Annotated in this window: 23 protein-coding genes; 14 read left to right on the top strand and 9 right to left on the bottom strand. The window is 64.7% G+C overall.

Annotated features, from left to right (window positions below; translation table 11 throughout):
* Positions 1-11: 11 nt before the first annotated feature.
* The 3 genes from V9F06_00600 to V9F06_00590 form a co-directional block, all read right to left on the bottom strand.
* Positions 12-1,916 (bottom strand): glycine-rich protein, encoded by a 1,905-nt coding sequence (locus V9F06_00600; protein MEI2616120.1) that lies wholly within the window; start codon positions 1,914-1,916, stop codon positions 12-14.
* 64 nt (positions 1,917-1,980) lie between these two features.
* Positions 1,981-2,265, bottom strand: coding sequence for a hypothetical protein (locus tag V9F06_00595; GenBank protein ID MEI2616119.1), 285 nt, complete (start codon positions 2,263-2,265; stop codon positions 1,981-1,983).
* A gap of 158 nt (positions 2,266-2,423) precedes the next feature.
* Positions 2,424-4,799 carry a LuxR C-terminal-related transcriptional regulator gene (locus V9F06_00590; protein ID MEI2616118.1) on the bottom strand — a complete coding sequence of 792 codons (2,376 nt, stop codon included), beginning with the start codon at positions 4,797-4,799 and terminating at the stop codon, positions 2,424-2,426.
* Between the two features lie 173 nt (positions 4,800-4,972).
* Between V9F06_00590 and V9F06_00585 the strand changes: the two genes are divergently transcribed.
* The 13 genes from V9F06_00585 (at position 4,973) to V9F06_00525 (ending at position 18,391) form a co-directional block, all read left to right on the top strand.
* A complete protein-coding gene (locus V9F06_00585; protein MEI2616117.1) occupies positions 4,973-5,686 on the top strand; it encodes a regulatory protein RecX in 714 nt (237 codons plus the stop codon).
* Between the two features lie 100 nt (positions 5,687-5,786).
* Positions 5,787-6,422: an MBL fold metallo-hydrolase gene (locus tag V9F06_00580; protein MEI2616116.1), complete on the top strand. Its 636-nt coding sequence runs from the start codon at positions 5,787-5,789 to the stop codon at positions 6,420-6,422.
* Between the two features lie 160 nt (positions 6,423-6,582).
* A complete protein-coding gene (locus V9F06_00575) occupies positions 6,583-8,244 on the top strand; it encodes a CTP synthase (protein ID MEI2616115.1) in 1,662 nt (553 codons plus the stop codon).
* Between the two features lie 410 nt (positions 8,245-8,654).
* Entirely contained in the window at positions 8,655-9,593 is a 939-nt protein-coding gene (atpB, locus tag V9F06_00570; protein MEI2616114.1) for a F0F1 ATP synthase subunit A, read from the top strand.
* Between the two features lie 156 nt (positions 9,594-9,749).
* Positions 9,750-10,004 (top strand): ATP synthase F0 subunit C, encoded by a 255-nt coding sequence (atpE, locus tag V9F06_00565; GenBank protein ID MEI2616113.1) that lies wholly within the window; start codon positions 9,750-9,752, stop codon positions 10,002-10,004.
* A gap of 179 nt (positions 10,005-10,183) precedes the next feature.
* Positions 10,184-10,708 (top strand): F0F1 ATP synthase subunit B, encoded by a 525-nt coding sequence (gene atpF, locus V9F06_00560; GenBank protein ID MEI2616112.1) that lies wholly within the window; start codon positions 10,184-10,186, stop codon positions 10,706-10,708.
* 33 nt (positions 10,709-10,741) lie between these two features.
* Positions 10,742-11,275, top strand: coding sequence for an ATP synthase F1 subunit delta (gene atpH, locus V9F06_00555; protein ID MEI2616111.1), 534 nt, complete (start codon positions 10,742-10,744; stop codon positions 11,273-11,275).
* A gap of 71 nt (positions 11,276-11,346) precedes the next feature.
* Positions 11,347-12,879: a F0F1 ATP synthase subunit alpha gene (gene atpA / locus V9F06_00550; GenBank protein MEI2616110.1), complete on the top strand. Its 1,533-nt coding sequence runs from the start codon at positions 11,347-11,349 to the stop codon at positions 12,877-12,879.
* A gap of 40 nt (positions 12,880-12,919) precedes the next feature.
* Positions 12,920-13,789 carry an ATP synthase F1 subunit gamma gene (gene atpG / locus V9F06_00545; protein ID MEI2616109.1) on the top strand — a complete coding sequence of 290 codons (870 nt, stop codon included), beginning with the start codon at positions 12,920-12,922 and terminating at the stop codon, positions 13,787-13,789.
* A 65-nt stretch (positions 13,790-13,854) separates the two neighbouring features.
* Positions 13,855-15,273, top strand: a complete 1,419-nt coding sequence (atpD, locus tag V9F06_00540) for a F0F1 ATP synthase subunit beta (protein MEI2616108.1) — start codon at positions 13,855-13,857, stop codon at positions 15,271-15,273.
* Positions 15,274-15,348: 75 nt separating this feature from the next.
* A complete protein-coding gene (locus tag V9F06_00535; protein MEI2616107.1) occupies positions 15,349-15,810 on the top strand; it encodes a F0F1 ATP synthase subunit epsilon in 462 nt (153 codons plus the stop codon).
* 49 nt (positions 15,811-15,859) lie between these two features.
* Positions 15,860-17,164: a UDP-N-acetylglucosamine 1-carboxyvinyltransferase gene (gene murA / locus V9F06_00530; GenBank protein ID MEI2616106.1), complete on the top strand. Its 1,305-nt coding sequence runs from the start codon at positions 15,860-15,862 to the stop codon at positions 17,162-17,164.
* A 222-nt stretch (positions 17,165-17,386) separates the two neighbouring features.
* Positions 17,387-18,391: a rod shape-determining protein gene (locus V9F06_00525; GenBank protein ID MEI2616105.1), complete on the top strand. Its 1,005-nt coding sequence runs from the start codon at positions 17,387-17,389 to the stop codon at positions 18,389-18,391.
* 158 nt (positions 18,392-18,549) lie between these two features.
* Here the strand turns inward: V9F06_00525 and V9F06_00520 are convergent, their stop codons facing one another.
* From V9F06_00520 to V9F06_00500, 5 genes are all read right to left on the bottom strand, one after another.
* Positions 18,550-18,813 (bottom strand): UBP-type zinc finger domain-containing protein, encoded by a 264-nt coding sequence (locus V9F06_00520; GenBank protein MEI2616104.1) that lies wholly within the window; start codon positions 18,811-18,813, stop codon positions 18,550-18,552.
* Positions 18,814-18,893: 80 nt separating this feature from the next.
* On the bottom strand, positions 18,894-19,802 hold the full coding sequence (locus V9F06_00515; protein ID MEI2616103.1) for a glycine betaine ABC transporter substrate-binding protein: 909 nt from the start codon (positions 19,800-19,802) through the stop codon (positions 18,894-18,896).
* Positions 19,803-19,833: 31 nt separating this feature from the next.
* Positions 19,834-20,511, bottom strand: a complete 678-nt coding sequence (locus tag V9F06_00510; protein ID MEI2616102.1) for an ABC transporter permease — start codon at positions 20,509-20,511, stop codon at positions 19,834-19,836.
* Positions 20,512-20,520: 9 nt separating this feature from the next.
* Positions 20,521-21,183, bottom strand: a complete 663-nt coding sequence (locus tag V9F06_00505) for an ABC transporter permease (GenBank protein MEI2616101.1) — start codon at positions 21,181-21,183, stop codon at positions 20,521-20,523.
* The gene (locus tag V9F06_00500; GenBank protein ID MEI2616100.1) at positions 21,180-22,160 is read right to left on the bottom strand and encodes an ABC transporter ATP-binding protein; all 981 of its coding nucleotides are present in this window, start codon (positions 22,158-22,160) and stop codon (positions 21,180-21,182) included. The genes V9F06_00505 and V9F06_00500 overlap by 4 nt, the downstream gene beginning before the upstream one ends.
* A gap of 255 nt (positions 22,161-22,415) precedes the next feature.
* Here V9F06_00500 and V9F06_00495 point away from each other — a divergent pair, with 255 nt between their 5' ends.
* Complete coding sequence (locus V9F06_00495; GenBank protein MEI2616099.1) at positions 22,416-23,531, top strand: FAD-binding oxidoreductase; 1,116 nt, start codon at positions 22,416-22,418, stop codon at positions 23,529-23,531.
* 3 nt (positions 23,532-23,534) lie between these two features.
* On the opposite strand, the gene V9F06_00490 is transcribed toward V9F06_00495, so the two are convergent.
* Complete coding sequence (locus V9F06_00490) at positions 23,535-24,686, bottom strand: hypothetical protein (GenBank protein ID MEI2616098.1); 1,152 nt, start codon at positions 24,684-24,686, stop codon at positions 23,535-23,537.
* Between the last annotated feature and the right edge of the window lie 287 nt (positions 24,687-24,973).

Below are 24,973 nucleotides of genomic sequence, written 5' to 3'. Positions count from 1 at the left end.
CCGTCATGACGTTATAGCGTGTTGGCCAGAGCGATCAGCAGCTGGGCCTGCTGAGTCGTGAGACCGTGCCCGCGCATGCTCCAGACCATCGTCTTGTAGATGTCCAGATACTGGGATTGCAGTCGCGTGACGTGGCGTTGCTCGGCCCATTCAGCGCCAGAGAGCTGATAGGTGAGCGTGGAGCTCATCCACGGATTCGTGACGAATTGTCGAGTGAGCGCGCGCAGGCTGTCGTAGGTCACGCCGACCGTAAATGTCGTCGAGCCGCTGCCGACATTCCCTGCCTTGTCGGTTGCCGTCGCGGAATAGCTGTGCGAACCGAGGCCGAAGGACCATGCCGGGCCGCTGATTCCCTGGCAGGTTGTCGTGGCGACTCCCGAGGTCGCGTCGGCAGCCAGGCAGGTGATCGTCACCTGCTGATCGACGCCGTAGACGCCAGCGTTGCCGCCGTAGGTCACAGTTGGCGGTGTTCGGTCGATGCCAACCGTGACTGAGGCTGAGCCGACATTCCCGGCCTTGTCGTGACAGCCGCCAGTGATGGTCGTGGCGCCATCCTGGCTAGCGCCGCCGGTGGCCGGGCACTGGGTTGCGTCAATTCCCGAAGACTCGTCGCTCCAGTGCCAGGTGACGGTGACATCACCGATGTGCCAGCCGTTCTGGCCGAGCGGACCGCTGGTCGTCGGATTGGCGACAGGGGCTGTGAAATCCAGCGAGACGACCGTCGTCTGCGGGGTTTCAACGTTGCCGGCGACATCGACGCTGAAGAAGATGATCGTTGTCGTGCCGTCGCCACCACTCGCGCCGACCGTGAAGGGCGCGGAGTAGATAGTGCATCCCGCGACGTGTGTCTTGTCGCATGCAGGGTTGTTGATCGCATAGTAGGTCTTCGCGACGCCGCTGCCGCCTGTGTTGTCGACCGCGCTCAACGTTACGGTGACTGGCTGATTAGTCCAGGCGCCGGAGACGTAACCGTTGCTGAAGGTTGCGGTCGTCGTCGGTGGTGTGGTGTCTGGCATCGTGTAGGTGATGATGACCTTGCCATCTCCGGTCTGGACGCCGGTCTCGAAGACGACGCCGGCCGGCCCGTAACCACTGCCGCCGCCACCGCCGCCCGCTGACTTGTAGCTGCTGACTCTGCCACCCTGACCACCGCACCAGCCGCCGCCCCCGCCCCCGCCGCTGAGCTTGTAGAACGAATTGACGTTCGCATCTGCGCCGGCACTGCCGACACCTGCCTGACCGCTGCCCGCGCTGCAGTCCTGATTCCCGCCCTGGCCACCAAATCCGGATTCCAGTGCTGACAAGCCGGGGCCGCCGATCAGCCCGCCGCCAGCGCCACCGGTGGACTGGCCTCCATAGACATTCCAGTTTGCCGCGCCACCACCTCCACCAGCGACGAGGACACGATGCGCCAGGTCTGTCCCACCAATCCGGATATCCGAAGCGCCACCGCCGCCCCCACCGGGGCATGGAGGTGTGCTCGTGGAAATGCCACTGTTGCCACCACCGCTAAATCCACCGGCGGTCGATGCCTTGCCACAGACGTCCCCGCCTGGATTCGCGGCGCTTTCACCCTCGCCACCGACCACGATCGTGATTTCGGCGCCGGGTGAAAGCGTGATCGTCGCCGTCGCGCGGCCACCTGATCCCCCCGAGACGGCGCCCGCTACTCCGCCGCTCGCGCCGTAGACGTCGAACGTCGCCTGGGTAACCTCTGCCGGCACGTCCCATGTCTGCGTATCGCCGGTGTAGTCGAACGTGCAGGTGACGGTCGTTCCGTTGTCGATGCAGTTGTCGATCGCTGCCCGCGCTACGCCGGCCGGAACCATGCTGAGCATCGGCGCGAGGGCCAGCAGGAGCCCGACGAGGACCTCGATCTGCCAGACGCGTCGACCGACAGCCGTATGGTGCTTCATGCTTCATTTCCTGTCCGCGTTACGATCCGGGTGCCCGCCCTGTGGTGTTTGATCTCGCGCGACGCTACAGGCCGCGTTGCGCGACAACCTCACCGGAGACGCGCGACAGCTGGCCGGGGAGAGCCAGCCGGTCACGCAACCAACATTCAGCGATCTGATCACCGGCCATCCGGCTTGCTGCGTCCTCGAACACACTCAGCGCCGAGAAGCCGTTGCCGTCGTCTTCGAGCGCGAGGTAGACGACGAAGCCGGGGACCTCGCTCAACGTTGAGGCAAGCCCCCGGGTGAGTCCAGCGAGTGTCTCCGGTGATTCGATTCGTCCCTCGTACCGGTGAATCGTGGCGTGCATCGGCGCCTCGGCAGAACAGATCGTCCGAATGAGATCACCCGGAGCATAGGCCGTCGCCAGCGCGGCCGCGTCCAGAGATGATGTAGGAACGTTCTGTATTTTCTGGGGATCGACCTGCTACAGGTTTCCTGTAGCAGGTTGTGCCGATGGCCGGCCCACTATGTCTGAGTCGTCTGCTGGCGCTGGCTGGTGTCGGCCAGTGCTTCGCCTACCTGCCAGCGCGATCGAATGCCGAGCTTCCCCAGCACCCGATGGACGTGGACGCCGACCGTGGCGACGGAAATACTCAGCTCGTCGGCGATCTGCCGGTCACGGTAGCCGCGCGCAAGCAGAGACGCCACCTGGAGTTCGCGGCGCGTCAGTCGCGTATCGTCGGCGGGGGACCCGGATATCGAACGAACCGGTTTCTCGTGCGTGTCGGGCGCGGCCAGCGCCGTCGCGACGGCCTGCTCGCGTGACATCAGCAGCCCCTCGCCCCTCGCCGCGGCGAACGTGGTGTCACCGAGCGCGACCCGGGCCTGTGCGGCCAGAGCCGCGGCGTTCGCGCCGCCGATCGGCGTGATCACCTCACCGAGTGCGTCGCCGAGACCGTGGGCCGCGCCGAGGAGCAGCGCCGCCTGGCGCGGTTCGCCGCGCGCGAGGATGGCGGTGGCAAGCCACTGCAGGTCGTAAATCACAAACCAGCGGTTGCCAAGGCGATGGTGGCCGGCAATTGCGCTCCGTAGATGCTGTTCGGCGCTGGCTGGCTCGTTGGCTTTGAGGGCCGTCAGCCCGAGCATCGCCTGGGTGATGGCGATGAACCGCACATCGCCGAGCGTCTGGTACATCGCCAGGCTTTCGTTGAGATATTGACGCGCCTGAGCAAGATCGTCACGGTCTTTCCAGGTGATTCCGCTTTCGAGGAGCGCGTAGGCGGTTGTGGCGTGATCCCCGATCTCGTCGCAGAGGGTCAGACTCTCCTCGGCGAGCGCGGTCGATTGTTCCAGCCGCCCGGCGAGGCGAGCCTCCATCGCCAGCTCGCTCAATGCCGCCGCGATGCCGAGCTGGTCATTCAGTTCCCGCGCGAGGCCGAGGCTTTCCGAGTGGAATGACTCCGCCGCGCTCAGATCGCGTTGCTGGTGTGCGAGCCGGCCGGCGCAACGCAGCGCCTTCACGCGAAGGTCGCGCGACTCGGCGCTGTTGCTCGACCGGGATGCCTGGATCGCCTGCTCCAGCCACCCGCGACCTTCGGTCAGATAGTCGCGAGCTTCCCAGAAATGGAAGAGCGCCACTGCCATGCGCAGTGCCATATCGGCCTTGTCGTGCTCGGCTGCCCAGAGGAGCGCGTTCCGGAGATTGTCCCGCTCACCCTCCAGCCGCTCCAGCCATTCGACCTGGCTCGGCCCGCTGAGCTCTGGTTCGGCGCGTAGCGCGAGGTCGAGATAGTAGGCGGCGTGTCTGGCAAGCGCGGCGTCCGTCTCGGCGGCTGCCGTGAGCCGCTGAATGCCATACTGTCGCACTGGCTCGAGCATGCGATACCACGCGGTGGGTGGGCGTTGGTGGACACCGATGAGTGACTTGTCCACCAGTCTGGTGATGAGATCGACGACCTCGTCCCGGTCGACGGCAGCATTGATCTCATCACCAACGCCGACCGCTTCGGCTGCCTCGATGTCGCAGCCACTGGCGAAGACCGAAAGCCGCCGGAAGACAACCTGCTCGCCCGGCGTCAGCAGGTCGTAGCTCCAGTCGAGCGTCGCACGCAGCGTTTGCTGGCGAGTCGGGGCGGTGCGGCTGCTGCCGGATCGCAGCTGGAACATCTCGTCCAGTCGCGCGAGGATCTGCTCGACGGACAGCATCCGAACGCGAGCCGCGGCCAGCTCGAGCGCGAGCGGGATGCCATCCAGCCGGATGCAGATCGCGGCCACGACCGAGGCGTTGTCGGCGGTCAGATGGAAGTCAGGCGCGCCATCCTGCGCGCGCTCGACGAACAGTTGTACGGCGGGCGAGTCAGCCGCCTCATTCAGCTCCATGCCACCTGCAGGATCGGGGAGAGTGAGCGGGCCGATGCGCCGTTGTCGCTCGCCTGGTATTTGCAGTGGCTCGCGGCTGGTCGCCAGCACCCGCAGATGGGGACAGGCGGTCAGCAGTTGCTCGACCAGGACCGCGCACCCATCGATCAGATGCTCGCAATTGTCCAGCACGAGGAGCGCTGCTCGCCGGCGGAGAAAGACGATCACTGCGTCGACGGTAGCGCCATCGACGAGCAAGGGAAGCTCAAGCGCCGCGGCGATCGTATCGGCGAGAAGCGCCTCATCACTGATGCTGGCCAGGTCCACAAACCAGACGCCATCGGCGAGGACGGGGTGAATCGCGGCGGCAACGGTGGTTGCTAGTCGCGTCTTGCCGCAACCTCCGACGCCGGTCAGTGTCACCAGCCGATAGCGACCATCTACCAGCGTCTGGTGAATGGCGGCGAGCTCATCATCTCGCCCGACGATCGGGGTTCGCGATGCGGGCAAATTCTGCGCGAGACTCTCCGGTAGTCTGATCATGGAGTTGCGATCCATGTGAGGCGGCAGTGATGAGGCGGGCATCCAGTCCTCCGACCGTAGATGGCGTCAGAATCTTAGCAAGTATCGTTCGCCACCGAAAATCCGTGCCACTACAGACATCACGTATTGCTCATGGTAGAATCAGCACATTCGTTCTAGGTCAGGTGGCGACGATGCGACGAGACACGACGGGACAGCGCCGGCAACCGCGCGAGGAACGCCCGATCGCAGCCGGCACGATCACTCAGGTGCAGGCGACTCAGCGCGATCCGGAGCGGGTGAGCGTCTTCATCGACGGCGTATTCGCCCTCGCCTTGCCGGCCATCGTCGCGGTCCAGCGCGGGCTGCGGAGCGGGGTCGAGCTGGACGAGGCAGCGGTTCGTGAGCTGGAGGGGCTGGCCGAGGCGGAGCGAGCGACCGAAGCGGCGCTTACCTTCGTCGCCTACCGACCGCGCTCCGAGCGCGAGGTGCGTGACCGGCTGCGGCGGCGCGAGTTCGCCCCGTCCGCGATCGACGCGGCGGTCGAGAAGCTGCGTGGCTGGAACTACCTCGACGATCGCGCCTTCGCCGAATACTGGGTCGAGAACCGCGCCGAGCACTCGCCGCGTGGCCGGCGTGCGCTGGAGGCCGAGCTGAGGGCCAAGGGAGTCGACCGCAACGTGACCGGCGACGTGCTGGAGGAGATCGACCTCGGCGAGGAGGACGCAGCGCTGGCGCTGGCCCGCAAACGCCTGCCGCGCCTGTCCGCGCTCGACGAGCCGACCCAGCGCCGTCGCCTAGCCGCCTTCCTCGGCCGCCGTGGCTACGGGTGGGACGTCATCCGCCCGGTACTGGATCGACTGTATGGACCAGGGGACGATGGCGGCGAGGGCGAGGAGTCTGAATAGCCCGTCCCGACGGGCGTGTGATATCCTCGTCTAGGCACCCCGAAAACATCGGTATGGCCCACCTGAACACTTGAAGTGCGTCCTGGTAAGTTGGGGGACGATGGCTGAGATCAAGTGGTTTGGCCACGCCTGTTTCCGTATTCGGTCGCGAGATGCGACCATCCTGACCGACCCGGTCCCGCGCTCCTTTGGCTACAAGGTCGAGAAGCAGAAGGTCGACATCGTCACCTTCTCTCATGCGCACCCCGGGCACACCGCGCTCGAAATCGTTGCCAACGAGCCGAAGATCGTCGATGGACCCGGCGAATACGAGATGAACGATGTGTTCATCACCGGCGTTCGCACGTATCACGACGATAAGCGCGGCGCAGAGCTCGGGCGGAACACGGCCTATCTGTTTGAGATTGAGGACCTCGTCGTCCTTCATCTCGGTGACCTTGGCCACCAGCCCGGTGAGGACGAAATCGAAAAGTTCAGCGCGGCCGATATCGTCATCATCCCAGTCGGCGGCGGCCCGGTTCTGGACGCCAAGCAGGCTGTTGAGGTCATCAATTTGCTGGATGCGAAGATCGTTATCCCGATGCAATACCGCACGCCGAATGGCGATGCGCAACGAGACCCGCTGGAAAAGTTTCTGGCGGAGATGGGAGCTGCTGCGGCTACCCCTCGAGATAAGCTCGTCGTCCGGGCGAGCGATCTCGGCGAGTCGCCAGAAGTGGTCATCCTGAGCCTGTAGCGTCTGGCCGCGCGCTGAGTGCGCGGCCGGGCGGCGTGTTTGTTCATCAGCTCGCAGTTGCCAGACCGGCGAGTGCGAGCTCGGGTCTGGTTGTGGGGGCCGAGGAGCCTCCGGCGCTCCGGGCGGGGCTGCCGGAATGGCGTGGGCGGAGGATCGTGTAGTGCCCAAGTATATTTTCGTCACGGGTGGCGTCGTGTCGTCGGTCGGCAAGGGCATCTCGACGGCCTCGATCGGCAGATTATTGAAGGCGCGCGGTCTGAGCGTCGCCATTATGAAGCTTGACCCGTACCTCAACGTCGATCCAGGAACGATGTCTCCGTATCAGCATGGCGAGGTGTTCGTCACCGAGGATGGCGCTGAGGCGGATCTCGACCTCGGCCATTACGAGCGCTTCACCGACGAGAACGTCTCGCGCGGGTCGAACATCACGACCGGCCAGGTCTACTCCTCGGTCATTGCCAAGGAGCGTCGTGGCGACTATCTCGGCGGCACAATCCAGGTCATCCCGCATATCACCAACGAGATCAAGGATCGCATCCACCACCTCGCCCGCCAGCACCAGCCGGACGTCGTCATTGTCGAGGTGGGTGGCACCGTCGGCGATATCGAGTCGCAGCCCTTTCTGGAAGCGATTCGACAGATGCGCAAGGACGAGGGCCGGCGCAACGTCCTCTATATGCACGTCACCCTGCTGCCTCGTGTCGGCGCAACCGGGGAGATGAAGACCAAGCCGACGCAGCATTCGGTCCGCGAGCTGCGAGCGGCCGGTATCCAGCCGGATGTCATCATCGTGCGCGCAGATAGCGAGGTGACACCCGACATCGTCTCCAAGATCGCCCTCTTCTGCGACGTGGACGAGGACGCAGTCATCCCGCTCGAGACGGCGGAGACGATCTATGAGGTGCCGCTGATGCTGGAGGCGGCCGGACTGGGCGACTACCTGTCCCAGCACTTCTCCTGGCCCTCCGAGCCAGATCTCGCCGAGTGGACCGATCTGGTCGAGCACATCAAGACGCCGCGGAAGCGGCTGGAGATTGCCCTCGTCGGGAAGTACGTCGAGCTGCACGATGCCTACATGAGCGTCGCCGAGGCGCTGACGCACGCCGGGCTGGCCAACGATGTCGCAGTCGACATTCGGTGGGTGAACTCCGAGCAGCTTACCGAGGCGGAATTGCGCGAGCAGCTCAGCCACAGCGCCGGGATCGTCGTCCCTGGCGGCTTCGGGTCGCGCGGGATCGAAGGCAAGGTGCTGGCGGCGCGCTATGCCCGCGAGGAGCACGTGCCCTATCTCGGGCTGTGCTACGGGCTCCATATGGCGGCGATCGATGTCGCCCGCAACGTGCTGGGCCTGGCCGACGCAAACTCGACCGAGATCGACCCGGCGACCCGCAACCCGGTCATCGACCTCATGCCCGATCAGAAGGATGTCGAGATGGGCGGCACAATGCGGCTCGGCGCATGGCCCTGCAAGCTGGTCCCCGGCACCCGCGCAGCGGCAGCCTACGGAACCGACCTGGTTACCGAGCGTCACCGCCATCGCTACGAGATCAACAACGCCTATCGCGACGCGCTGGAGGAGGGTGGGCTGATCATCTCCGGCGAGTCGCCGGATGGCCGGCTGGCCGAGATCATGGAGCTGATCGATCACCCATGGTTCGTCGGTGTCCAGTTCCATCCCGAGCTCAAATCACGGCCGACCAGGCCGCACCCGCTGTTCCGCGACTTTGTCGCCGCCGCGACGAAGATCCTGCGTGAGGGCGAGCAGCGGCCGTTGCCGATTGAGCGATCCGAGCCGCGCGAAGCGCATTCCGTTTACGATTGATCGGCGAATATCTGGGGTTCTGGCGTGCCGGGGCATTGTGATACACTGCACGGAGTGTGAGGGGCGGGACCATCATGGATAACCCGCTAGGTCCGGAGACTAAAAGAGACTGGCAAGCGATTGGCGCCGCCTCAGGGTTAGGCTTCACCGTCGTGGGCAGTCTCTTATTGTGTGTCGGGGGAGGAATTCTTCTCGACCGCTGGCTTGGGACCATGCCTATCTTTACACTCATTGGTGTAGTGCTCGGTCTTGGGGCGGCTGGGTATTCACTCTATGAGTTGGCTATGCTCGGTGATCCCAAACGGGGACGAGTGCAGCTGAAGTCGAAGACGGACGCCCAGACGCAGGGGGATTCAGGCTCGCGGTCGCGCCCTACGGACGCCGCGAAGCCGCGCGGAGGGGGACACTGAGTGGAAGTCCACGTCTCGGTTAAGGCGGAATCGCTCTGGTCTGCTGACCTCGGGCCACTCGGCACGCTCAACATCACGAACTCTTTCCTCCAGATGGTCATCGTCATGGCGGTGATCATCATCGTCGGCGCGCTGATCGCCCGGAAAGCCACCCTGATCCCCGGTCGCGCGCAGAGCATTTTCGAGATGGTCGCTGACTTCCTGCTCAGTCTGGTGGAGGGCGCGGCCGGCCGGCAGGTTGGCCGGAAGATCTTCCCGCTGATCGGCTCACTCTTCATCTTCATCATTCTCGCGAATTACTCCGGCCTGCTGCCGGGCGTCGGCACGATCCAGTGCAAGAGCCTGTGTGGCTGGTCGGAAAGCAACGAAACATCGGCGATGGTCGCCTCGGCCCAACACCCCGGCGACGGCGTTGTGACGCTGGCCTCGACGAAGGCCGAGCACGAGCCTGCGCCCCCGCTGCTGCGCGCGCCGAACGCGGACCTGAACATGACTCTGGCGATGGCGCTGATCGCGTTCGTCTCAGTCCAGATCGCTGGCATCGCAGCGCATGGCTTTGGTGGGCGCATCAAGCACATGGCCGATCCGCCGTTCATGTTCCCGATCGAAGTGATCTCCGAGGTCTCGCGCATTATCTCGCTCTCGTTCCGTCTCTTTGGCAACATCTTCGCGGGCGAGGTGCTCGTCGGGGTCATGATCTCCATGTCCGCGGCGATCCTCGAGAAGACGAAGTGGCTGGTCGTCATCATGTTCGGCCTGCCGACGATCTTCCTCTTGCTCGAGGTTCTCTTTGGCTTCATTCAGGCGCTGATCTTCGCGCTGCTGACGCTGGTCTACATTGCGCTGGCAACAGCGGGGAGTGACGAGCACGGGCACGTACACGAGCCTGGTGAGGAGCCGCATCGAGCGGCAGTCCCCGCGACGAGCGCGGGTGACTAGCAACCGGAGAGAGCATGCTCTCTCCAGGATCACGGGTCTGCGGGCCAACCGGCCCAAGGGGTTATTGGGCGGAGGGGGCGCCCCGTTGGGGGTGGCTCCGATCGATTGGAGAGCCGGGTCGGGGACTGGCCCTTCCGGCGAGAGGAGAACTGCAGCATGTTCAGTGGTGTTACCGGTCCCGATGCCGTAAGCGCTGCCAAGGCGATTGGCGCGGCGCTGGCGATCGGCCTGGGCGCGATCGGCCCTGGCATCGGCATCGGCATGGCCGTTGCCAAGGCGATGGAGGCCCTCGGTCGCAATCCTGAGGCTGCCGGCGATATCCGCACGACGATGATCATCGGCGCTGGTCTGGCCGAAGCCGTCGCAATTTACGCCTTCGTTATCGCCATCATCATCGCGTTCGTGATCTAGCATCTGATGTGACGTGCTGACGACCGTCGTTGGCACGCGGGCTGGAGGGGCGGCATTGCCTCCCCTCTCCGCCATAGCGAGACGCTGGCGAGCCGGCAGGGCGTTCGACGCATGCGTCGAACGGCTGGGGCTTAACAACCCTGGCTGGCAGATCGACTGCACACAGGTCGAGGGGACTCATGGGCGCACTAGGTATTAACGGCGCAAATCTGCTCGTCCAGATCGTGGCCTTCCTGATCTTTATCTGGCTGTTCTGGAAGTTCGCGTTGGGGCCGATCACCGGCATGCTCGACACGCGCCAGGAGCGCATCCGCGAGAGCATCGAGGCCGCCCAACGCATGGAGGACGAGCTCCAGAAAACCCGTGCTCAAAACGAAGAGATCATGGCCGAGGCCCGGCGCGAGGGGCAGGCGTTGATTGCCCGCGCTCGCGAGGTCGGCGACCAGCACATCGCCCGCTCGAAGGAGCAGGCACAGACGCAGGGCGATGAGTTGATCGCCAAGGCTCGCGAGACGATTATCGCCGAGACTGCCCAGGCGCGAGCCGACCTGCGACGCGAGGTCGGCGACCTTGCCGTGCTGGCGGCCTCGAAGATTGTCCGCGCCAACCTCGACCGCGACGCACAGTCGCAGCTGATCGAGGAGGCGCTGGCCGAGGCTAGCGCGGCCAGCAGCAATGGCAGCGCGCCGGTGACGGATGACTAACAACACGCGCCAGCGCGAGAGGAGGGGCATCCGATGGCGATTCGCGGGGTAGCCAAGCGCTACGCGCAGGCCGTCTTCGACATCGCGTCGGAGGCCGGCACGCGGGATCAGTGGCAGGCCGACCTCACCACGCTGGCTAACGCAGCGAGCGATGTGGTGGCCGGCGAGTTCTTTACCAGCCCGAACGTGTCGGAGCAGGGCAAACGCGCCGCGATCGACCGGCTGTTGCCGGGCGACACGCAGCAGTACGTGCGCAACCTGGCCTACATGCTGATCGAGCGTCACCGCTTTGACATCCTCCCCGAGCTGCTGTCGGTCTACGGCGACATGGTCCTCGATGCCCAGGGGATCGCGATCGCCGATGTGACGACCGCGGTCGACCTGACGGCGGCCGAGCGAGAGCAGGTCAGGGAACAGCTCCACCAGATCGTTGGCAAACAGATCGAGCTGCGCACGACGACCGATCCATCGCTGATCGGCGGGCTTGTCGCGCGCATTGGCGATCGGTTGATTGACGCTAGCGTCACGTCGCAACTTCAGCAGATGCGGGCAGCACTCGCGCGCTGAGGCGCGAGAGGCAGCGGGACAGGACGAGAACGACACCGCGCGCACGGGTCGTGCGGGAGCAGGAGGCCGATATGGCGGTACGCGCCACCGAGATTCGCGACATCATCAAGGATCAGATCCAGTCATTCGAAGCCGGGATGACGGTGACCAACGTCGGCAACGTCGTCGAGGTCGGTGACGGTATCGCGTCCGTCCATGGCCTGAGCGACGTGATGGCCAACGAGCTGGTCGAGTTCACCAAGCAGGGCGTCATTGGCATGGCGTTCAACCTGCAGGAGGATTCGGTCGGCGTCATCATCCTCGGCGAGTACACAGGCATTGAGGAGGGCGACGAGGTTCGCTCGACTGGCCGTATCGCCGAGGTTCCCGTCGGCCGTGCGCTGGTAGGACGCGTTGTCAACGCGCTGGGCCAGCCGATCGACGGCAAGGGGCCGATCCAGACCGAGACATTCCGTCCGATGGAGCGCATCGCTCCCGGTGTCGTCGCGCGGCAGAACGTGGACACGGCGCTGCAGACCGGCATCAAGGCGATCGACGCAATGATCCCGATCGGCCGTGGCCAGCGCGAGCTGATCATCGGCGACCGCCAGACCGGCAAGACGGCGGTGGCGATCGATACGATCATCAATCAGAAGGATTCCGGCGTCATCTGCATCTACGTGGCTATCGGCCAGCGCCAGGGTCAGGTCGCCCAGATCGTGGCGACGCTCGAGCGCCACGGCGCGATGGGCCACACGATTGTCGTCGCCGCCTCGGCCTCCGAGCCGGCCCCGTTGCAATATCTCGCTCCATATTCCGGCACGTCGATGGGCGAGGAGATCATGGAGACGGGCGGCGACGCCCTGATCGTCTATGACGATCTCTCCAAGCACGCCTGGGCCTACCGGCAGGTCTCGCTGCTGATGCGCCGCCCGCCGGGCCGCGAGGCATACCCGGGCGACGTTTTCTACCTGCACTCGCGTCTGCTGGAGCGCTCGGCGCGCCTCAACGAGGAGCGCGGCGGGGGATCGCTCACCTCGTTGCCGATCATCGAGACGCAGGCCAACGACGTGTCGGCCTACATTCCGACCAACGTCATCTCGATCACCGATGGCCAGATCTTCCTGGAATCTGATCTGTTCTACGCTGGCGTCCGGCCGGCGCTGAACGTCGGTATCTCGGTCTCGCGGGTGGGCGGCTCTGCCCAGATTCGCGCGATGCGACAGGTGGCCGGCTCGTTGCGGCTCGAGTTGGCGCAGTTCCGCTCGCTCGCGGCCTTCGCCCAGATGGCGTCGGACCTGGACCCCGCGACAAAGCGCCAGATCGACCGCGGCATGCGGCTGACCGAGGTGCTCAAGCAGCCGCAGTACCAGCCGATGCCGGTCGAGGAGCAGGTGGCCCTGATCTGGGTCGCGACTAACGGCTTCCTGGACAATATTCCGGTCGACCGGGTCCGTTCGTGGGAGCGGCAGTACATGGACTATCTGCGCAACAGCGGCTCGGGCATTCTGGCAACCATCAAGGAGAAGCGGGCGCTCGACGACGATCTGACCGCGCTGATGCGCAAGACGGCTGACGAGTTCGCCAGAACGATCTCGGTCGATCAGCTTGAGGTGACGATCTAGTCGCCGGCCCGGCGGCTGGTCGCACGCTGAAGGAGACAGGATGGCGAGCCCACGAGAGATTCGGCGGCGCATACGTTCGGTTCGAAACACAGCGCAGATCACGCGGGCGCTGGAGATGGTTTCGGCATCGAAGATGCGCCGCGCCCAGGAGCGAGTGCGCGCGGCCCGGCCGTACGCCGAGCGCCTGCGCACGATCATTGCTGGCCTCGCCGTCGCTGGCGAGTCGGTCGATGTCTCACAGTTCCCGCTGCTTCAGCAGCGCCCGATCAACCGGGTCGGCGTCATTATTGTGACTGCCGACCGTGGCCAGGCCGGGGCGTTCAACGCGAACATCATCCGTCGGTCGGTGCGTTTCCTTCAGGAGGCCGGCCATCCGGCCGACCTCGTCACAGTCGGACGCAAGGGCCGCGATTTCTTCGCTCGGACCGACCAGAACGTGATCGCCGAATTTACCCAGCTGGGCGATAACCCGTCGCTGGATATTCTGCGGCCGATCATCGGTGTCGCAACCGAGGCGTTCATCAAGGGCGAGATCGACGCGGTTCACCTCATCTACTCGCAGTTCGTGAACACGCTGACCCAGCGGCCAGAGGTGCTGCAACTGCTGCCGATCGAGCCGCCGGAGGATATCCCGGCCGATCAGGCATCCGCCGACTTCATCTTCGAGCCAGACCCCCGGACAGTCCTTGAGGCGCTTTTGCCGCGCTATGTCGAGGTACAGGTCTACCAGGCGATGCTCGAATCGCTGGCCAGCGAGCATTCGGCGCGTATGGTCGCGATGCGCGCGGCGACGGATAACGCCCGCGATTTCATCGACGAGCTGACATTGTCGCTCAACAAGGCGCGCCAGGCGCAGATTACGCGCGAGGTGTCCGAGATCGCGGCCGGCGCCGCGGCACTCGGCGGATAGACGGACGTTTGGTCGCAATGCGGAGCATCATCCCGGATTCGATGCAGGCAGGCAGGAGATAGAGAGTGGCAACGACAGCCGTACGTGGAGCAACGGGAGAGGTCGTCCAGGTGCAGGGCGCGGTGGTGGATGTCGAGTTCCCACCGGATCACCTCCCCGCAATTTACAACGCCATCGAGGTTGATATGCCCGGTGGTAACACGCTGACCCTCGAGGCCCAGCAGCACCTCGGCAATGACTGGGTCCGCTGCGTCGCAATGTCCTCGACCGACGGCCTGCGCCGCGGCGCGAAGGCGGTCGACATCGGCAGCTCGATCCGGGTGCCGGTCGGCCTGGCGACGCTGGGGCGCATCTTCAACGTCGTCGGCGAGCCGGTCGATGGCAATCCGGATGTCGATCGGTCATTGACGAACAGCATCCACCGCCCGGCGCCTGATTTTGTCGATCAGTCCACGTCGGTCGAGCCATTCGAGACCGGCATGAAGGTCGTCGACCTCATTGCGCCGTTCACCAAGGGTGGCAAGACCGGTGTGTTCGGCGGCGCTGGCGTCGGCAAGACGGTCGTTATCATGGAGCTGATCCGCAACATCGCCGCCGAGCACGGCGGCTATTCCGTCTTCTGCGGCGTCGGCGAGCGGACCCGCGAGGGGACGCAGCTGTACGGCGAGATGGAGGAGTCGGGCGTCATCGACAAGACCGCAATGGTCTTTGGCCAGATGAATGAGCCGCCGGGCGCCCGCCTGCGCGTCGCGCTCTCGGGCCTGACGATGGCCGAGTACTTCCGCGATGAGGGCCGCGACGTGCTGCTGTTCATCGACAACATCTTCCGCTTCGTCCAGGCCGGCTCCGAGGTATCGTCGCTGCTGGGCCGGATGCCGAGCGCCGTCGGCTACCAGCCGACTCTGGCCACCGAGATGGGGCAGCTGCAGGAGCGCATTACCTCGACACGCAAGGGTTCGATCACCTCGGTGCAGGCTGTCTACGTCCCTGCCGACGACTACACCGACCCGGCCCCGGCCACAGCGTTCGCCCACCTCGACGCGACTGTCTCGCTGGAGCGTGCGATCGCCGAGCAAGGACTGTTCCCGGCGGTGGACCCGCTCGCCTCAACCTCGCGTATTCTCGACCCGCTGATCGTTGGCGAGGAGCACTACCGGGTGGCCCGCGAGGTGCAGCGGCTGCTGCAGCGCTATCGCGACCTGCAGGACATCATCGCTATCCTCGGCATCGAGGAGCTGAGCGACGAAGACAAGCAGACAGTTGCTCGGGCGCGCCGCATTCAGCGCTTCATGTCGCAGCCGATGTTCGTCGCCGAGGCGTTCACCGGCCAGTCCGGCAAGTACGTCACCCGCGAGGATACAGTGCGAGGCTTCACCGAGATCCTCGAAGGTCGCCACGACTCGCTGCCAGAGCAGGCGTTCTACATGGTCGGCCCGATCGAGGAAGCCGTTGCGAAGGCCGAGCGGATGGCGGCTGAAGGCTAGCACGAGGGACGAGGGGCGAGCGGGGGGTACTTGGGGTATCCCGCCCTTGTCCCTCATCTCTGACACGGAGGAAACATGGCCAGGCCAGCGAAGCTGAGCGTCGAGGTGGTCACCGGCGAAGGGGTGGTCTACAAGACCGACGACGTCGATATGGTCGTTGCCCCGGGGGCCGAGGGGCAACTCGGCATCCTGCCGAAGCACGCGCCCCTGTTCTCACTGCTCGCGGCAGGAGAGATGCGCGTCAAGCACGGGAGCAGCGAGGAGTCGCTTGTCGTCTTCGGCGGCTTTCTTGAGGTACTCAACAACCAGGTGATCGTTCTGGCCGATACGGCGGAGCGGGTCGTCGAGATCGACATGCAGCGCGCCGAGACCGCCCGCCAGCGTGCAGAGGCGCGGCTGGCTCAGCGCGGCGAAGGGCTCGATCTGGCTCGCGCCGAGCAGTCGCTCCAGCGCGCAGCGGTCCGTCTGCGGGTAGCCCAGCGTCGCCAGCACGGTCGTGTGCGGCCGGGCCCGACGAACATGAGCGACAACCCGTAGACTAGAGGCGGTACGACGCCGCCAGCTGCGACCCAGGAGGAGCCACCACGTGACGCTATCCACCACACGCGGGATCAACACTCCCGCCGTCAACTCTGCCCGCACGATCGTCACCGAGGGTGGCACGCCACTCACCGGCGAAATCCGCATCGGCGGGGCAAAGAACGCCGCGTTGCCGATGATGGCGGCTGCGCTGCTGACCGACGAGCCCTGCGTCCTGGAAAATCTGCCGATCCTTGAAGATATCTTCGTCATGGTGGATCTGCTCCGATTCCTCGGAGCAGACGTCGAGCTGGACACCGAGCAGCACCGCGTTCGCATTCATGCTGCCGAGCTTGCCAATCGGATTGCACCGGCCGAGCTGGTCGAACGCATGCGAGCATCATTTCTCGTCTCCGGCCCTGTCCTGGCTCGCGCTGGCGAGATGGAGACTCCTGCTCCCGGTGGCTGCAAGCTTGGCAGTCGGCCGGTGGATGTCGATGTCCGTGGATTCAAACGCATGGGCGCCAGCGTCTACGTCGGTGACGGGTTCTATCGGATGACCGCGCCGCGGCTGGAGGGCGCTGACCTCTATATGGATTACCCCAGCCACACCGGCACCGAGAATCTGCTGATGGCAGCGACGCTGGCGAGGGGAACAACAACGATCGCCAATGCCGCTTCGGAGCCGGAGATCGTCGCGCTCGGCCATATGCTGCGTGAGATGGGCGCGAGGATCGAGGGGATCGGCACCCCATATATCACCGTCAAGGGAGTCGAGCGGCTACGAGGCTTCCATACATCGATCCTTCCCGATCGGTTAGAGGCCGGGACGTTCGCGATCGCCAGCGTCATAACCGGCGGCGAGATCATTCTCAACCGAGTGAACGAGCGGGACATGCTGCCGCTGACCCACAAGCTGCGTGAAGCCGGCGCGGGGATCTGGTGGAGTGACGACTCGATGATGGTGCGACCACGCGGAAAGCTTGAGTCACTGGAGATCCAGGCATTGCCCTTCCCGGGCTTCCCGACGGATCTGCAGGCCGCGTTCGCTGTGCTGTTGACTCAGGCCGAGGGGACCAGCCGTATTTTCGAGCGCGTGTTCAACGACCGACTGCGCTACACCGACGAGCTGAAGAAGCTCGGCGCAAAGATCACACTGGTCAACTCGCAGGAAGCGAGCATCACTGGCCCAAGCCCGCTTCGCGGCGCTGATGTCCGCGCACTGGATATTCGTTCGGGCGCCTGTCTGATCCTGGCCGGCCTCGTCGCCGAGGGCGAGACCCGTGTCCACGATATCCACCACGTCCGTCGTGGTTACGAGGACATCGTCGGACGCTTCCAGCAGCTCGGCGCGCGGATACGCTACGAGTAGGCGACAGCCGCTCGAAGAGCAGGCTTCTTCCGGAGCACCGTGACGCCGGACACGCAACAGGATCTGTGGCTGTTCGGCGGAGATCGCACTGCTTCCACACGCGTACGTACGCGGCACGATGCGCAACCATACTATGATAGAATCCATGATTATGGATGCTCGTCACGGGGTGTCCGTACATGTGTGTATCGCGAGTGACCTCGCGAATCCCTGGGAGCCTACTTGGGCAAGCAGCTCGGAATCGACCTTGGCACGGCGAACGTCCTCGTCTTCCTGAGGGGGCGGGGCATCGTTATCAACGAGCCATCCGTCGTCGCCATCTCGGCGCGCGACGGCAAGGTCAAGGCGGTCGGGCTTGAGGCGCGTAACATGCTCGGGCGCGAGCCGCGCGAGACGATCGAGGTCGTCCGGCCGATGCGCGATGGGGTAATCGCGGATTACGTCGTTACCCAGGAGATGCTGCGCTACTTCATCAACAAGGCGGTCGGGCGCTTTTCGTTGACTCGCCCGGACGTGATGATCTGCGTGCCGGCCGGCGTCACCGGCGTCGAGCGGCGGGCTGTCCGCGACGCTGCGCTAGCGGCGGGGGCGCGTCGCGCCTACCTCATCTCCGAGCCGCTGGCCGCCGCGATCGGCGCGCGAGTGCCGGTAGCCGACCCGAGCGGCAATCTGGTCATCGACATCGGCGGCGGCACGACCGAGGTGGCGGTCATCTCGCTCAATGGTATCGTCGTCGCCAACTCGATCCGCGTCGGCGGTAACAAGTTCGACGAGGCAATCACCAGCTTCATCAAGCGCAAGTACAACCTCCGAATCGGCGAACGCACGGCCGAGGAGGTCAAGATCGCCATCGGCTCGGCGATGCCGCTAGAGGAGGACGAGGCGATGGACGTCCGCGGCCGCGACGAGGTCGCCGGCCTGCCACGAACGATCCGGGTCCACTCCAACGAGATCGTCGAGGCGATCACCGAGCCGCTGGAGGCGATCATCGGCGCTGTCCGCGACGTGCTGGAGCGCACGCCCCCCGAGCTCTCCTCGGACATCATCGACAAGGGCATGATCCTGACCGGCGGTGGGGCGCTCCTGCGCCACCTCAATGACCTGCTGACCGAGGTCACCGGTGTCCCCTGCTACGTTGCCGACGATCCCCTCTCCGCTGTTGCTGTCGGCACCGGCCTCGCGCTGGAATACTTCGACATCCTCCGCGACTCGCTGGAAGAGCCGTAACGCGCCGGATCCACTGAACGCCGCTGTCAGGCGGGATCGCAACGTTTCGCTTGTCCGCCAACGTCAGCGCCTTGGATTTGGGCAGCCAGCCCGCGCCCCCCGCTCCGATAGCGCGACTGTTGCCGGCCACGCGGCGAATCGGCGGACGGGAGCCGGGGCTACACATAGATCTGGTCGATATAGCACCAGCGCCAGTCCTCACCCGGCTCGAACGACTGCATAATCGGGTGTCCGGTTTCGCGAAAGTGCCTGGTTGCGTGCTTGTTCTTCGACGAGTCGCAGCAGCCGACATGGCCGCAGATGAGGCAGATACGCAGATTCACCCACGAATCGCCCGTTTTCAGACATTCCTCACACCCCTGCCCACTGGGTTCAACGTCCTGTATCTGGGCAACATGTGAACAGGTCGGCGCCGCCGCCATTGTCAGCCGCCTTTCGGTTCCGTGCGTACGCGATCGCGCGTCGCGGGACCACGCGGGCGGTCCCGGTCGTGATGATTTGACTACTGCTTCAGCAACCCTTGCTGCTGGAGGAACGCGCGCGCAACTTCCTCTACCGACTTGTGATCGACGCTGACCTGCTTGATGAGGTCGAGGACGACCGCGGTGGTCAGGTGTGGCTGCAGCGCGTTGAGCGTTGTGGCGATATCGGGCGTCTTCGCCAGCACGTCGCTGCGGATGAGCGGGGCGGGATTATAGATCGGGAACACGTTCTTCGAATCCGTCAGCACCACGAAGTTGTCGACCACAATGGCCGGGTCGGTCGTGTAACAGACGTTGAGATCGACATCGCCCTTCTTGACTGCGTCGAAGGAGAGCTGCTCGCTGATCTGCACCACCTTGCCGAACTGGAAACCGTAGGCGTCCTGGACCGGCTTGACGGCAGCGTCGACTCCGTCTTGCTGGGCAGCGATCGACAACGTGCTTCCCATCGCGGCCAGATCGTCGAGAGACTTGAGATTGTGCTTCGCGGCCATGTCTTGCGACGTGCAGATCGCGTAGCTGTCGTTCAGCTGGTACGCCGGATCGAGCATTGTCAGGTTGAACTGATCCTTGTAGGCAGTTCTGACTTCCTCGTAGGCTTGCTTCGCATCCTGGGTGGGCTGCAGCTTCAGTGTGCTGATCGCCGTCCCGGTAAACTCGGGATAAATGTCAATCGAACCGCTCTTGAGCGCTTGATCGAGGACGGGAGTCTGGCCCAGCCCGAGCTTTGTCGTGACGTCGTAGCCCTTCTCCTTCAGCAGTAGCGCGTACATCTCAGCGTTGAGCTGGCCGTCGACGTCCAGCTTACTGCCGATCGTCAGCTTGACGGCGCTGGCGCTGGAATCCCCCTTGCCGCATGCTGCCAGCCCGAGCAGCATAACCACGGCAAGCGCGATGGCTGCCATGCGTTGCATTCGTCGATGTCCCATGAATCTCCTCCTCCTGGAGCCGTTGTGATCCTCACGCGCTGGCCGGCGTTGCCGGCCGCTCATCGTTCGCCCGTATCCGCAACCCGATCGGCGTTACCGCCCGCTGCACGCTGGCTAGCGCAATCTCGACTCCCAGAGCGAGTATTGCGACACTGCCGGCCCCAACGAGCAGCGGCACACGCTGCAACAGATTCACTCCCGCCAGGATATAGTCGCCATATCCCCCCGCGCCGATCAGTGCCGCTAGTGGCGCGGTCGCGACGATCTGGACTGCTGCTGTGCGAACACCGGCCGCCACCACCGGCAACATGAGCGGGATCTCGACGCGCGTCAGCACCTGACGCGGCGTCATACCCATCCCGCGCGCGCTATCGATAACCGCAGGGTCGATGCCACGCAGGCCCGCGATGGTGTTCAGCAACACCGGCGGCACTCCAAGCGCGGTGAGCGCAATGACGGCTGGCCGGAAGCCGATGCCGAGGTAGGGCAGGACTGCTGCGAGAAAGGCAAGCGTCGGGATGGCGCGGGCCAGTCCGCTGGCGCTCCCAATCAGAAACGCGGCGGTCGGACGACGGGCAACGGCGACTCCGAATACCAGCCCGATCACGATCGCCAACCCGATTGGCAGCGCGCAGAGGCGTAGATAGGCGACTGTGTGGCCGATGAAGTCATTCTGTGGGTCACGCACAAAATCGAGAATCTGTCCCACGTTTGCCTCTCAGCCTCGCGCCACGACGCTCGTTTGTCGACCTCGCTGGACCGCCCGCTGAGCCAGCAACAACCCCACGTCAGCGATGATGGCGAGCGCCGATACGGCGATGACACCAGCCATCACCTGCTCCTTGTAGCTCGTGTTGAAGCCCTGGAAGATCAGATAGCCGAGGTTGCGAACCCCAAAGAGCGGCGCGATTGTCGCGATGCCAATGGTCGTGACTGTCGCCACACGAAGGCCGGCGACGATGACAGGCAGGGCAAGCGGCAGGATGACGTAGCGCTGAATCTGCCGGCTATCCATGCCCATCGCTCGTCCGATATCGACGAGGCCGGGATCAACCGCGTCGATCGCCGCAACGATGTTGCGAATCAGAACGACCTGTGCGTAGAGCACGAGCGGGATGACGACTGTCGCCGATGAAAGCCCGGTGAACGGTATCAGCGCTGCCATGAAGGCCAGGCTTGGCAAGGTGTAGATGATCCCGGCAGCGGTGATAACCGGCAGGTAGAGGCGCCGGTACCGCGCTGCGATCAGGCCGAGCGGAACGGCAATCGCCATGGCGATCATCATGCTCAGACCGGTCAGGATGAGGTGGTCGATGAGCAGCCGGCCGATGCTGGTTGGATCGGACCAGCTCCAGTGACCAGCGTCCAGGAGATAGCTCACAGGTGGCCCGATTCGGAGATGTCGCCGCCGCGCGCCCGGACCGAACGGGAGATACCGGCCAGCGTGACGACGCCCCGGATCTCACCATCCGCTTCAACCGCCAGCGTCGATTGACCCGACCGCATCATCCGCAGCACCGCGGGCAGGAGCGTCTCGCTCGCCGGGATGCGCTCGGCGAGGGCATCAGGCGCGATGCCGGGCTCGAGTGCCGTCGTGACTGGCAAGTACTCGAACTGGCGCAGAATGTTGTCGGCGCCGACGAGGCGGCTCACGAAGGGCGTGGCCGGCGCGGCAAGGAGCTCGACCGGCGAGCCGACCTGCTCGAGGCGTCCTTCGGATAGCACCGCGATATGGTCGCCGAGCTTGAATGCTTCATCGACATCGTGCGTCACGAAGAGAAGCGTCTTCTGCATCGTCCGTTGAATGTTCAGCAGCTCGTCCTGCATCCGGTGACGTGTTATCGCGTCCAGCGCGCCGAATGGCTCATCCATCAGAAGCAAGGACGGATCGGCCGCCAATGCGCGGGCCAGCCCGACCCGTTGCGCCTGCCCGCCGCTCAGCTGTGCCGGGTAGCGCGCTCGATACTCGTCGGGTGGGAGCCCAACCTGTTCCAGTAGCGCATCCACGCGCTGGTGCGAGGCCGGCGAGCGGTCTCCGATGATCGCCGGCACAATCCGCACGTTCTCGGCGACGGTCAGGTGTGGCAACAGTCCGACCTGCTGGATAACGTAGCCAACCCGACGACGTAGCGCGATCGCGTCCTGCTCGACCGTCGGGATGCCGTCGATCAGGACCTGACCAGATGTTGGGTCCCCTAGCCGGTTGACCATTCGAAGCAGCGTCGTCTTGCCCGAACCCGACGTGCCAAGCAGCATGCAGATAGCGCCCGATGGCACATCAAACGAAACATCGGCGATCGCAGGCGCGTTCGCCCCGGGGAAGCGCTTCGTCACGTGTTCGAACGTGATGCTGGTCACGCTGGCATTCTCACATCACTGTTGGCGTTGTCTCACCCCGCTCGTTCGGGGCTGAGCCGCCTGTGCAGGTACCGCGCACGAGTCGCGCCAGCACATCGCGGGCCGGACGGTGGGCAAGACGTGGTCTCAGTGAACGTGGCCGGCCTTGGGCCAACGCTGTGAGTCTGGGCCAGACGGGGGGCTGGTCGCCGGGCGCGCGCTGTGCGACTATCCCGCCAGCGCGTACGCGCGAGTGACGATGAGGGGGAGGGGCGCATGGCTAGCGGAGCAGACGTCGTCGTTGTCGGTGGCGGGGTGATCGGCAGCTCGATCGCCTATCAGCTCGCGAAGCGGGGCATCGGGGTGACGCTTGTCGAGGCGCGCGAAGTTGCCTGTGCTGCCTCTGGCGCAAGCGCCGGTGGTGTCCGCCAGCAAGGCCGCGACCCGCGTGAGCTGGAGATCGCCAAGCGCGCGATCTCCATGTGGCCAACCCTCTCCGACGAGCTGGGCGCCGACCTCGATTACCACCAGGACGGCCATCTGACACTGGTGGAACGCGAGGCGGACCTGCCGGAGATCGAACAACGCGTCGCCGAGCAGCAGGCGGCCGGGCTGGGAATCAAGATGCTCTATGGCGATGAGGTGCGCGCGGTTGCGCCCGGCGCCCATGAGTCGATGCTGGCCGGCGCGTACTGCCCGACCGATGGCCACGCCAACCCAATCTCGGCAACCAAGGCGTTCGCCGCCGCGGCCGTTCGCGCAGGCGCGACGCTGCGCGAGCGCACTCCAGTCATTGGCCTGCTGACTGATTCCGGCCGGGTGCGTGGCATTATGACGCCCGATGGTGAGATCGAAGCGGGCTGGGTGATCAACGCGGCTGGGGCCTGGAGCCCGAAGATCTGCGCGATGGCGGGGTTCGATGTGCCGATCGAGGCGGTCGCTCCGCAGATGATGCTGACGACGCCGCTACCGCATGGGCTCGACCCGGTCGTCGGCTGCGTCGGCCGGCCGCTCAGCCTCAAGCAGCTCAGCAACGGTAAGTACCTGATCGGTGGCGGATGGCCGGCGACCGTCTATCTCGACCAGGCGAAGCCGATCGGCCTCAACCAGTACTCGAGCATCGTCGGCAGCGCCAAGGCGTCCTCCGGCGTCTGGCCGATCCTGCGTCAGACGCAGGTGCAGCGTGTCTGGGCCGGGTTGGAGGCGAAGGCAGAGGACGTCGTCCCGATTCTCGGCGCGGTTACGCCGATCGATCGGTTCATCATGGCCAGCGGCTTCTCCGGCCACGGCTTCGCGCTGGCGCCCTACATCGGTGTCCTGATGGCGGATCTTGTCGCGACTGGCGCGACGGCGATCCCGATCGACGACCTGGCGCTGTCGCGCTTCGCCTGATTATTACGGATCCATGTCGAGGATCAGGATCGAGTCGAAGCGGGCGACGGCGTTCTCGGCCGGATCGTCGGAGTGCGTCACATAGAACATGCCCCACTTGCCATAGCTGAGTGCATCGTCGTCGATCGTCCCGACAGACTTTCCGTTGATAACGAGCTCGAGCCGCGTGCCGGTCACGCGCATTGTCATCGTGTTCATCTCGGTCGGGACGAATGTGCCGGGAGCCGATGTGATCAGGACGGTCCAGTTGCCGGATTCATACCGAGAACAACTGCCGGAGCCGTCGAAATGCAGATAGCATGCATAACTGGACACGGCTGAGTTGGCAGCAGCATCAAGCTCCCAGCGCGCAAATAGCCCGACACTGCCATTGCCATCGATCGATACCCTGGCTTCGATCAGCCCATTGCCAAACGGTTGCTCGGGCGGCGGATTAAATGTGCTTCTCATGCGTTCGTCGAGGCTGGGCATGGTGGCGACGAACTGGCCATCCTCTATCGAAGTGGTGATTCCGTAGGAGTTTGTCCCGACTGTGAACGGGTCGGCCGATCCATCGTCGAAGTTCTTGCTGACGACGACCGGATCTTTGACAGAGAGCCACTGGAAGGCGGCGACAATCTGACCGCCTTCGCCCTCGGCATAGACTCCCCAGTTGCCGGATTCATCGCGGGTCATCGACCCCTCGCCAACCATCTGCTGGTTGATATCGAAGGCAAACCACGTATCGACGATCGTCATCGTCAACAAGTTGATGTCCCTAAGGGTGAATGCGCCGGGATCGACGGCGAGCACCTTCGTGAAGTGGTCAGCGACACATTCCCAGCAACTGGCCGACCCATCGTCGCCGATGCCGCAGAGCAGGAACGATTCACTACTGTCATTATTGACTACGTGACGTCCGATTACGCCCGCGAAGCCGCTGCCGGTGAGCTGGACTTCGGTGTGAACGACGCCATCCTGTAGATCGAGCGTTGGTGACTGAGGAACAGCGCTGACCCAGTAGCCATCGTTGACCGACGCCATATAGCTTGCAACGGCGATCGCGAGGCTGGAGTTGTCGCTGGTGTTCGTTGGGAACGGGCCGGGGCCGTTGGAGAAGTCGACGTAGAGGACCTGGCGATCTTCCGCTGTGGTGGTGGGGCTGCCGGAAGGCACGGCGGTTGGCGATCCGCCGGGCGTTGGACCAGGAGTGGCGCCTGTTGGGATAGGAACGCTGGTCGGTGGCCGGGTTGCGACAGGCCGGGGGACGCTGGTGACGACGGCCGGCCGAGCGGTAGAAGTAGGCGCAGGGCTGGGCTGTGCGGTCGGCGCGGGTGACGACCCGCCGCACGAGGCGAAGGTCATAGCCAGGCAGATCGCAACCAGCGCAGCGGTCGACGGAGCTCGGAAACGCCAAGACATAGCGCTCCTCCATCGCTTCTAATCTACGATGAGCATAGTTT

This window comes from Thermomicrobiales bacterium, from assembly GCA_037045155.1.
In the GTDB taxonomy this organism is placed as follows: domain Bacteria; phylum Chloroflexota; class Chloroflexia; order Thermomicrobiales; family CFX8; genus JAMLIA01.
This window is presented reverse-complemented; position numbering and strand designations above follow the sequence as displayed.